The 9,306-nt window shown below is 41.1% G+C and carries 4 protein-coding genes, 1 pseudogene and 1 riboswitch; all 5 genes and pseudogenes read left to right on the top strand.

The window, feature by feature from the left end:
- Positions 1-327, top strand: a pseudogene (locus BMW53_RS20975) (exonuclease sbcCD subunit D); the annotation flags it as partial.
- Positions 324-3,401, top strand: a complete 3,078-nt coding sequence (locus tag BMW53_RS14840) for an SbcC/MukB-like Walker B domain-containing protein (protein ID WP_038554222.1) — start codon at positions 324-326, stop codon at positions 3,399-3,401. The pseudogene BMW53_RS20975 and the gene BMW53_RS14840, both read left to right, overlap by 4 nt.
- A gap of 676 nt (positions 3,402-4,077) precedes the next feature.
- Positions 4,078-4,281, top strand: a riboswitch (cobalamin riboswitch).
- Positions 4,282-4,407: 126 nt separating this feature from the next.
- Complete coding sequence (locus tag BMW53_RS14835) at positions 4,408-6,594, top strand: TonB-dependent receptor (protein WP_038554219.1); 2,187 nt, start codon at positions 4,408-4,410, stop codon at positions 6,592-6,594.
- Between the two features lie 6 nt (positions 6,595-6,600).
- Positions 6,601-8,067 (top strand): PepSY domain-containing protein, encoded by a 1,467-nt coding sequence (locus BMW53_RS14830; RefSeq protein WP_074780883.1) that lies wholly within the window; start codon positions 6,601-6,603, stop codon positions 8,065-8,067.
- A gap of 111 nt (positions 8,068-8,178) precedes the next feature.
- Entirely contained in the window at positions 8,179-9,297 is a 1,119-nt protein-coding gene (locus tag BMW53_RS14825) for an ABC transporter substrate-binding protein (protein ID WP_038554213.1), read from the top strand.
- Positions 9,298-9,306 lie beyond the last annotated feature (9 nt).

Genomic DNA, 9,306 nt, shown 5'->3' with positions numbered 1-9,306 from the left:
TTACGCAAACGTGCAGAAGGAATGGAAGACGCTTTGGATTGGTTGTCCGAAAATCAGGAGGCTTTAGTGGAATTAACGCTGGTAACAGAAACTTACCTGAACGCCACTGACCGCAAGCAGTTAAATAAAGCGCATGCCGGAATAGTTTCGATTATTCCCGAAGTAACAAATCCTGATAATTTGGTTGGAAACCAACAGAAACAGATTGATTTGAGCCGTAGCATGGAGGAGCTGTTCCGCGATTATTTCATGCACGAAAAGGGACAGGAGCCGAACGATGATTTGAAGAATTTATTTACTGAAATTTTAGCTGAAGAAGAACAATGATACCCGTAGAACTCACCATACAGGGTTTGTATTCCTACCAGGAAAAGCAAACCATCGATTTTACAAAACTCACAGCTGCCAATCTGTTTGGGATTTTCGGAACCGTAGGAAGTGGAAAGTCCTCGATTCTGGAAGCTATTACTTTTGCCATTTACGGACGAACTGACCGGCTTAATCTTTCAGGAGACAATCGTTACTACAATATGATGAACCTGAAATCGAATGAGCTGCTCATCGATTTTGTATTTGAAACTGGTAAAGAACAAACGGCCTATCGGGCAACGGTTAAAGGCAAGCGCAACGGCAAAAACTTTGAAGATGTTAAAGCCCTGAACCGGTCGGCTTACCGGAAAAAAGGGAACGAGTGGATTCCCATCGAAGCAGCTGAGCTTGAACAGGCAATCGGATTGAGTTACGACAATTTTAAACGTACGATTATCATTCCGCAGGGACAGTTTCAGGAATTTCTCCAATTGGGAAATAAAGACCGGACTCAAATGATGAAGGAACTTTTTAACCTCGGGAAATTTGAATTTTATTATAAAGTAACCGCCCTCGAAAGCAAAAATAATGCGCAAAAGCAGAACATCGAAGGGCAGTTGCAGCAATTGGGAAGCGTTGACGCTGAGCAATTGAAGCAATTCAAATCTCAACTGGAGCAACTTGAGAATGAACTTAAAGAGCAGAATACAAAATTGGCTGACTATCAGAAGTCGGAAGAAGGACTTCGGAAACTTCAGGATTTAGCAGTGCGAAAATCAAAGGCTGAAAAAGCATACAAATCGTTGCAGGAACAAGAGCCGGTTTTCAAACAGTTGGAGCAGAAAATCTCCCGTTTCGAACAGTGTGTAATTCAGTTTAAGCATTTGCTGGATGGATTGAAATCGACAAACGAGAAAGTGCAGATCCGCGAAAAACAGCTTAAGCAGGATGAAGAAAAACTGAAGTTGCAGGAGAGCGAAATCGGAACATTGAACAAGAAACTTGAGGCACTAAAACCGGCTTATGAGAAACGGGAAGAGTTAAAACAAAAGGCAGATGAACTTGGCCGCTTAATACAAATGAAAACGCTGGAGCAAACCATTTCAAAAGAAAATGTAAGGCTACAGAAAGGAACTCAGGTTTGTAACGAAACTGAAAAAACACTGGAACAACTAAAGACTCAGAAACTGGAGTTGGAGGCGCTGATAAAAGTCTCGAAAGGGAAGATGCCCGACCTGGAACTGTTAGCTGCGGTAAAAACCTGGTACACCGAGAAACATCTGCTCGAAAAGGAACTTCCGGCAATTCAAAAGGAGTTGGAAGAAAATCAAAAAACAACTTCAACGCTGCAAAATTCTGTGGCCAAACTATTGGAAGAAGCCGGTCTCGGGAAACTCCCGGAAACAGAATATTCCAGTATCGTTCAAATCTTAAAGGATAAAACCGGAAAAGTAAAGGAAAAGCAGAAAGCACTGAATGAGCAGGAAAGTCATCTCCGGGTAAAGGCGCAGTTGAAAGCTTATTCCGAAAACCTGGAAGAAGGAGCGCCATGTCCGCTTTGCGGTTCGTTGCATCATCCCGATGTTTTAAAAACCGAAGACCTGAACGATACGCTGTTGAAGCTTTCGGCAGAAAAACAGGCAAACGAAAAAGAACAGGAACAGCTATCGGATTGGATAAGCCGCATAAATCTATTCAGCAAACAGCAGGAGATGATTCATCAGCAGAAAAACTCTTTGTTGCAAAAACAAAAGGCTCAGCAGGAAAGAATCGAGGCTCATGCAAAGAAATTTACCTGGGAGAAATATCGCGTGGAAACCGAACTGGAAAAGGCGTTTCAGGAAGCAAGGCGTATTCAGGGCGAATTGAAAAAGCAGGATGATTTACTGGAGAAGTTAGGGAAGGATATGGATAAGAAAGGGAATGATTTTAAACGGTTTCAGGTGGAAGTCGATAAAATCAGAACCGTTTTAACCGTACAGCAAACTGAACTAAAAACGCTGGAAAAGCAACTGCGGTTGATAAAAGCCGAAACTTATCAGGAAGTTAAAATTGAACAGATTGAAACAGAAAAAAGTAAGCTGCAGAAGGAACATAGCCAGTTGGAAAAATCTTTCTCCGAAATAACTCAGCAAATAACCGAGAAAAGCAAACTGCGCGACACCTTGTTTGGTTCGGTACAGGCTGGCAAAAAGGAGCTGGAGCAGGAAAAACAAAGCATGGAGAAGCTGAAACAGCAAACAAAGGAACAGCTGGAGAAATCGACGTATAATTCCATCGATGAGGTTACGGCAATCTTGTCGGAACAGTTTAATCCGGATCAGGAAAAACAACGAATAGCGCATTTTAAAGATCAGTTTTTACGTGCCAAGTCGTTGCTGGAAGAATTGCAGAAAGAAATCGGCGAACGTGTTTATGATAAGGAAACGCATCAGAAATTAAATGCCGACATTGCTTTGTTAAAGGAACAGCTTGTTCGGAAGAACCAGGAGCAGGGGAAAATTTCAGAACAGCTGAAAAAGTTGCAAAAAGATTTGGAAAGCCAGGCTGCTCTTCGGAAAGAATTGGAAAAACTGGAGTTGCGGGCCGAGAATCTGAAAACGATGAAATCGCTGTTCAAAGCCAGTGGTTTTGTCAACTACATTTCGTCGGTTTATTTGCAAAATTTGTGCAATGCTGCCAACGACCGTTTCTTCCAGCTTACACGACAAAAGCTGAGTTTGGAAATCACGCCCGACAATAATTTCCAGGTACGCGATTTTATGAATGGTGGAAAAATAAGAAGTGTAAAAACGCTTTCCGGTGGACAGACATTTCAGGCAGCTTTGTCGCTGGCTTTAGCGCTGGCCGACAACATTCAGAAAATTACTGAATCGAACCAAAACTTTTTCTTCCTCGACGAGGGTTTTGGTTCCCTGGACAAAGAATCACTGGGAGTTGTTTTTGACACGCTAAAATCGCTTCGAAAAGAAAATCGAATTGTAGGCGTGATTTCGCATGTGGAAGAAATGCAACAGGAAATTGATGTACATCTTCGAATTGATAATCAAGAGGAACGCGGAAGCAGAATTTGGGCAAGTTGGATGGAGTAAGTTAATTTTTATTACAAATTCCGGCAATGACTATGGGCATATTCTTATACAGTACTTGGCAGTAATAGATCAATCGGGGAATTTATTTTTAGTGATTTATGTATGCCGAATAGTAATAACCAACGAAGGTCGTTTTAAGCCAATTATCAGGCTTCATTCGAAATAAAAGGGAATGTTTGCTATGCATTTTTGTTGTTTATTAACTGGTATGTGTCTGCAATTTTTCAAGATGAGATCAGGCTAAACGATTGTTGAAAATAATATAATTTGTTGAGGTTCTGTGACTTTTTGTTAAAAAATCTTCTTCAATATCGTTATGGGAATGGAAAGAAAGCGCTGTTGGTGGTCGGTTTTATTACGAATTTCATTCGCTTTTTGAGCTATGGATTTTCAATCGATCATTGTTAAATCGGCATAATAACCCCATCTCAAAAGACTCTTTCTAAATTTTATTATTTTTTATTGGATGTCCGCAATTGGTCACAACCAGCACGTCACCCTGAACTTGTTTCAGGGTCTTTCTTGCAAATAGTTGATTATTAGATGCGAGAGATGCTGAATCCGTCAGCTGATGGACAGCATGACTTGCTAAATAATAATTATGACATAGAACGGATAATCAATATTTTTTTCTTTTCGTTTAATAAATACAATCCCGTTTAAATTTTAATCAATACATTTGCGGCCGATTTTAGGTGATTGTTCCTGAAAACATCAGGAATAATAAAAGGGAATCCGGTGAAAAACCGGAGCTGTACCCGCAGCTGTAAGCCCTGTTGAAGGATTGAAAAATTCTTTTGCCACTGTACCGAATTTTCGGAACGGGAAGGCATTTCAATCCGGGGCGAGCCAGAAAACCTGCCAAAATCAGTAATATATACATTTTGCTTCCGGGTAAGAAGTTAATGTTGTGAACCTACATAGTTCAACATTATTTTTATTGTATCGTCATGGGGTTGACGATGGAAAGCAAGGTGCAATTGTTTAACATTTAAATAATTAAACCATGCAAAAATTCAACTGGTTTTTAACTTTAATTTTATTGTTCAGTGCATCCAACCTTTGGGCACAAAATGTATCGTTCACAGGAACGGTAAGTGAGAAAAATTCGGGCCAACCACTTGTAGGTGCCAATGTGTATTTTAATGGAACAACTTTGGGAACCGTAAGCGACAAAAATGGTGAATTCCTTATTAAAGATGTGAAACCCGGAATTTATGAGGTAGTTGTTTCATGCATTGGATATCACCGGATGAAAGAACAAATTACCCTTTCCGGTGCAGAAACGAAGTTCGATTGTGAGCTTGAAAAATCAACCAGCACCTTAGGTGAAGTTGTTATTACCGGAACCGGAACGCCACATCACCTGAAAAGCGCACCTGTTCAGACTGAGCTCATTAATAAAAATCTGATCAACCGAATTGCTCCGTCCGATTTCAACGATTTGATGTTAGCAGTAAGTCCTTCGTTTGATTTCACCCCAGGCGTAATGGGACCTTTTATGCAGTTGAACGGCTTGGGTAATGACTACATCCTGGTTCTGATTGACGGAAAAAGAACTTACGGGGATATTGGCGGACAGAGCGACCTAAACCGTATAAATCCTGACAATGTGGAACGAATTGAAGTAGTAAAAGGTGCTTCTTCCGCATTGTATGGTTCCGAAGCCATTGCCGGGGTTATAAACATCATCACCAAAAAAGCCAACAACAAAATCAATGTAGTTAACAATTCAAGAGTGGGCAGTTATGGTGAGTGGATACAACACAACAGTCTTAATCTGAATTTTGGGAAACTATCTTCCACAACATCGTTTGACCGAAAAACTACGGATGGCTGGCAGTTAAGCAAATACGAGCTGGATGATGATGAGTTGGTGGAAACCGAAGCCATGGCACAAAATCAGTCGACCGACTTTACGTTTAATCAAAAATTGGCTTACAACCTGACCCAAAAACTTAGCGTGTATGCACAAGGATCAAAATACGAACGAGATGTTGAGCGTCCCGTAAGCGTTGGAAAATACGGCTATTCGTATGATGATTTTAGCTATTCCGCCGGAGCCGGGTACCTGCTTGGAAAAGAAAACAAATTATCGCTCGATTGGAATTCCGATAATTTCAATTACTTCTATAAATACAATCAGGAATCAGGCGACTTTGTGACAGGAGACAAAGCCAAACAAACCGAACAGTTGCGTCAATCGTTAAATCTGAAAGGAATTTTTAAACTTTCGGACAGCCATCAGTTCTCGGTAGGCGGAGAATATGTGAACGAGGAACTCGAATCGGAAGGACGCTTGCCTGGAACTTCAGCCGATGCCTACACAATGGCCTTTTATGCCCAGGACGAGATGAAATTCTTCGAAAATTTAATACTGGTAGCAGGTGCCCGCTACGTTAATCACAAAGAGTTTGGAAACGCCTTTTCACCCAAAATATCAGCACTATATAAATTGCACGATTTTAACTTTAGGGGAACCTATGCCCGTGGCTTTAAAGCACCAACCCTAAAAGAACTATATTATTACTATGCAAAAAGAAGTAACCTGTATTTAGGAAACCCGGACTTGAAACCACAAACATCAGATTATTTTGCACTTTCGGCAGAATATATAATCAACCGGTTTTCGTTCAGTGTTACCGGCTACCAGAATACCGTGGATGATTTGATTGACTACCAAACGATAGAAACATCACCAGAAGATGCCGCAAACGGTGTGAAAACTACTCGCCAGCATTACAATATTTCGGAAGCCGGCACAAAAGGTTTTGACATTCTTTTTAATGCAAATATTACTGCCGGATTTTCTGTTGGCGGAGGTTACAGTTATGTCAATGCCCAGAATAAAACAGATAATATTCGTTTGGAAGGAGTTGCTCAGAATTACGGCAACATCCGCTTTAGCTATATGCACAACTGGAAAAAATACCAACTGACTGCCAACCTGAATGGCCGTTTCCAGGATGATAAATTTTATGATGATGAATATGGCAATGCCAAAGGCTATAATTTGTGGAAGCTGACTACTATTCACCGTTTAGAAACCAGGGGAGCCTTTGATTTTGAATTGTCTGCCGGGGTTGATAACCTGTTCGATTATGTAGATGACAGCCCTTATGGTTCGCATTATGGAACAATCAGTCCCGGACGCACTTATTTTGTGGGCTTGCAAATCGCATTCAACAACTAACAGCTCATGCATCGCTTAAAAAAAACACTTTTAAAAATTCATCAGGTTACAGGCATTGCCCTTAGCCTGATGTTTTGCATTTGGTTTGTTTCGGGAATCGTGCTTATTTATGCCGGGTTTCCCCATGCCTCGCGCGAAGATCGGTTTCTTTTTCTAAAGCCTTTTTCTCAAACCGATTTTGAACACATCCTTCCCTTACCCGATTCTGTAAAAGGATCAGTAAAACTCGATAAACTGAACGATACGCCGGTTTATCGCGTATCTGCCGGGAAAAAGGCACAAAAGATTTATAATGCCGAAACGCTCCAGCCTATCGGTAACTTTTCTGAAGAATTGTGCCAACAGGAAGCACAACGTTTTCTGGGAAGTTCGATATTGAAATCAGTAAAAATCAACCAGCTCGATCAGTGGATGCCGTGGAGTTATTACCAGCCTTTGCTTCCGATTTACAAATTTTATATGAATGACAGTCGGCATACTGTTCTGTATATGTCGTCGAAAACCGGAACCATTGTTCAGCAAACTGACCGAAAAACACGGTGGCTGGCTCGTATTGGAGCTATTCCGCACTGGATTTATTTTCGCTCGTTGCGGCTGAATGTGCAACATTGGAACCAGGTAGTAATCTGGATTTCTGTTATCGGTCTTTTAACCAGCATTTCCGGAATTATTGCCGGAATTATCCGTCTCAACAAACGCAAAAAAAGAAAGAAGAACGGAAGCATTACTTCGTACAAAAAATTCTGGTACAAATGGCATCACCTTGCCGGCTTCTTTTTCGGGCTATTTGTATTCACTTTTCTGTTAAGCGGTTTGTTTTCTGTTGTCGATTTCCCGGATAATAACGCTTCAAAAAAACAAATATTCGAACCTCGTAAACTTTGGGATAAAGGGGCCAAAGCACCAGTAAACAGCGGACATTCTTTTTCCGAATTGTGGCAGGTTCTCCAGAATAAAAACGGGGTACGAAAACTCGAATGGGGAACCAGCATGGGCAAACCTGCCTGGTTTGTTTATTACAACAATTATCAGGTGCCGGAAGTCTATATTGCCACTCGCGACACCATTTGCAGGCAACAGCCATACTCCCTGCAACAAATGAAACAGCGGGCTGCACTATTATTTAATGACCCGTCGTACTCCATTTCTGTTCAATCAGAATTCGATAATTATTACCAATCATCGGGCATGTTTTCGCGCCCGCTTCCGGTATATAAAATCAGCTGGAACAATGAAGCTCAAAACCTCATGTATGTCAGCCCCGGTACAGGAAAAGTGCTGAGCTCATTTACCCGGAACAGTAAAATTCACCGGTGGCTCTACCAGGGCTTACATAAATTTAATTTCCAACTGCTTGTTGAACACGAATGGCTGCGAAAACTACTGCTCATTATACTATCGTCAGGAGGTATTGTGCTAAGTTTTTCAGGCGCGGTATTAAGTTGGAAACGGATAAAGCGGAAAATAAAATAGAAATGCTAATCCTACTTTCCGTAGGCTAAAGCAAATAAAACCAAAGTTACCACTGAGAAGAACTATTTACAAGCTATTAAATCGTAACGATGAACTTAAAAATAAATAACAATGAACATTGTAACTAAATTATACCTGTTGGGAGTGCTTCTGTTCTTGTTGAATTCCTGCAGTCAACCGGCAAAAAAACAGGCATCGGAAGAACAGTTAACGCTTAGCCCATTAAAATATGCCCATAGTTTTGAGTTGCAAAACGGCGACGATTTCAAACTGTTAAAAATCTTCAGCACAGGTGGCGAAGGTGCCAGTTATGAGTCATTCAAACTGGTTCCGGCAGCGAAAATAAAAGGGGCACAGCCAGGAGTAATTCCCATTCCGTGTAAGCGAATTATTTGTTTATCATCAACTCAACTTACCTATTTCTTTGCGCTCGATAATATCGAAAACATTGTTGCGATAAACAGCAGCCGCCATCTTTATCATGAAGGAATGAATAAAAAAATAAAGGCTGGATTGGTAAAACGTGTAGGAAAAGAAGGCCATTTTAACACCGAATTAATTGCCAGCCTGAATCCTGATGTTATTTTCGTTTCGCCCTTTAAAAGTGGTGGTTACGATGCCTTGAAAAGCTTGGGTTTTAACCTGGTTCCTATGGCAGCTTACGAAGAAGAAACTCCGCTGGGACGGGCCGAATGGATAAAAATGATTGCCGCTTTTACCAATCAGGAAGTAAAAGCTGATTCTATTTTTAAAGGTGTTGCCAATCGTTATGAATCATTAAAAGAACGGGCAGCAAAAGTAAAAAAACGCCCAACCATTTTTTCCGGGAAGATGCGCTCGGGAACCTGGTATGTTCCTGGAGGCGACAGCTTCTATGCCCACTATTTTAAGGATGCCGGCGCTGAATATATTTTTAAAGACGATAAAAAAGCGGCCTATCCGCTCGATTTTGAAAGTGTTTATTCCGCTGCAGCGAACTGCGATTACTGGCGCATATTGTTGCCCGATCCGGTTGGTTACAATAAAACCTCGATGCTGGCCGAAGACCCGCGTTATGGCGATTTTAAAGCCTTTAAGGAAAATCATGTTTTTGCATGCAACATTCGGCAGAAACCTTATTACGAGCAAAATGCAATGAAACCCGATGTTATCCTTGCTGACTACATCCATTTTCTTCATCCATCACTTTTGCCCGATCATCAGCCGGAATTCTATGAATTACTGAAATAGAAAAAATCA

Origin of the sequence: Draconibacterium orientale, assembly GCF_900111425.1 — a bacterium.
Lineage (GTDB): Bacteria > Bacteroidota > Bacteroidia > Bacteroidales > Prolixibacteraceae > Draconibacterium > Draconibacterium orientale.
The sequence above is the reverse complement of the archived record's forward strand: the minus strand, read 5'-3'. Positions and strand labels throughout refer to the sequence as shown.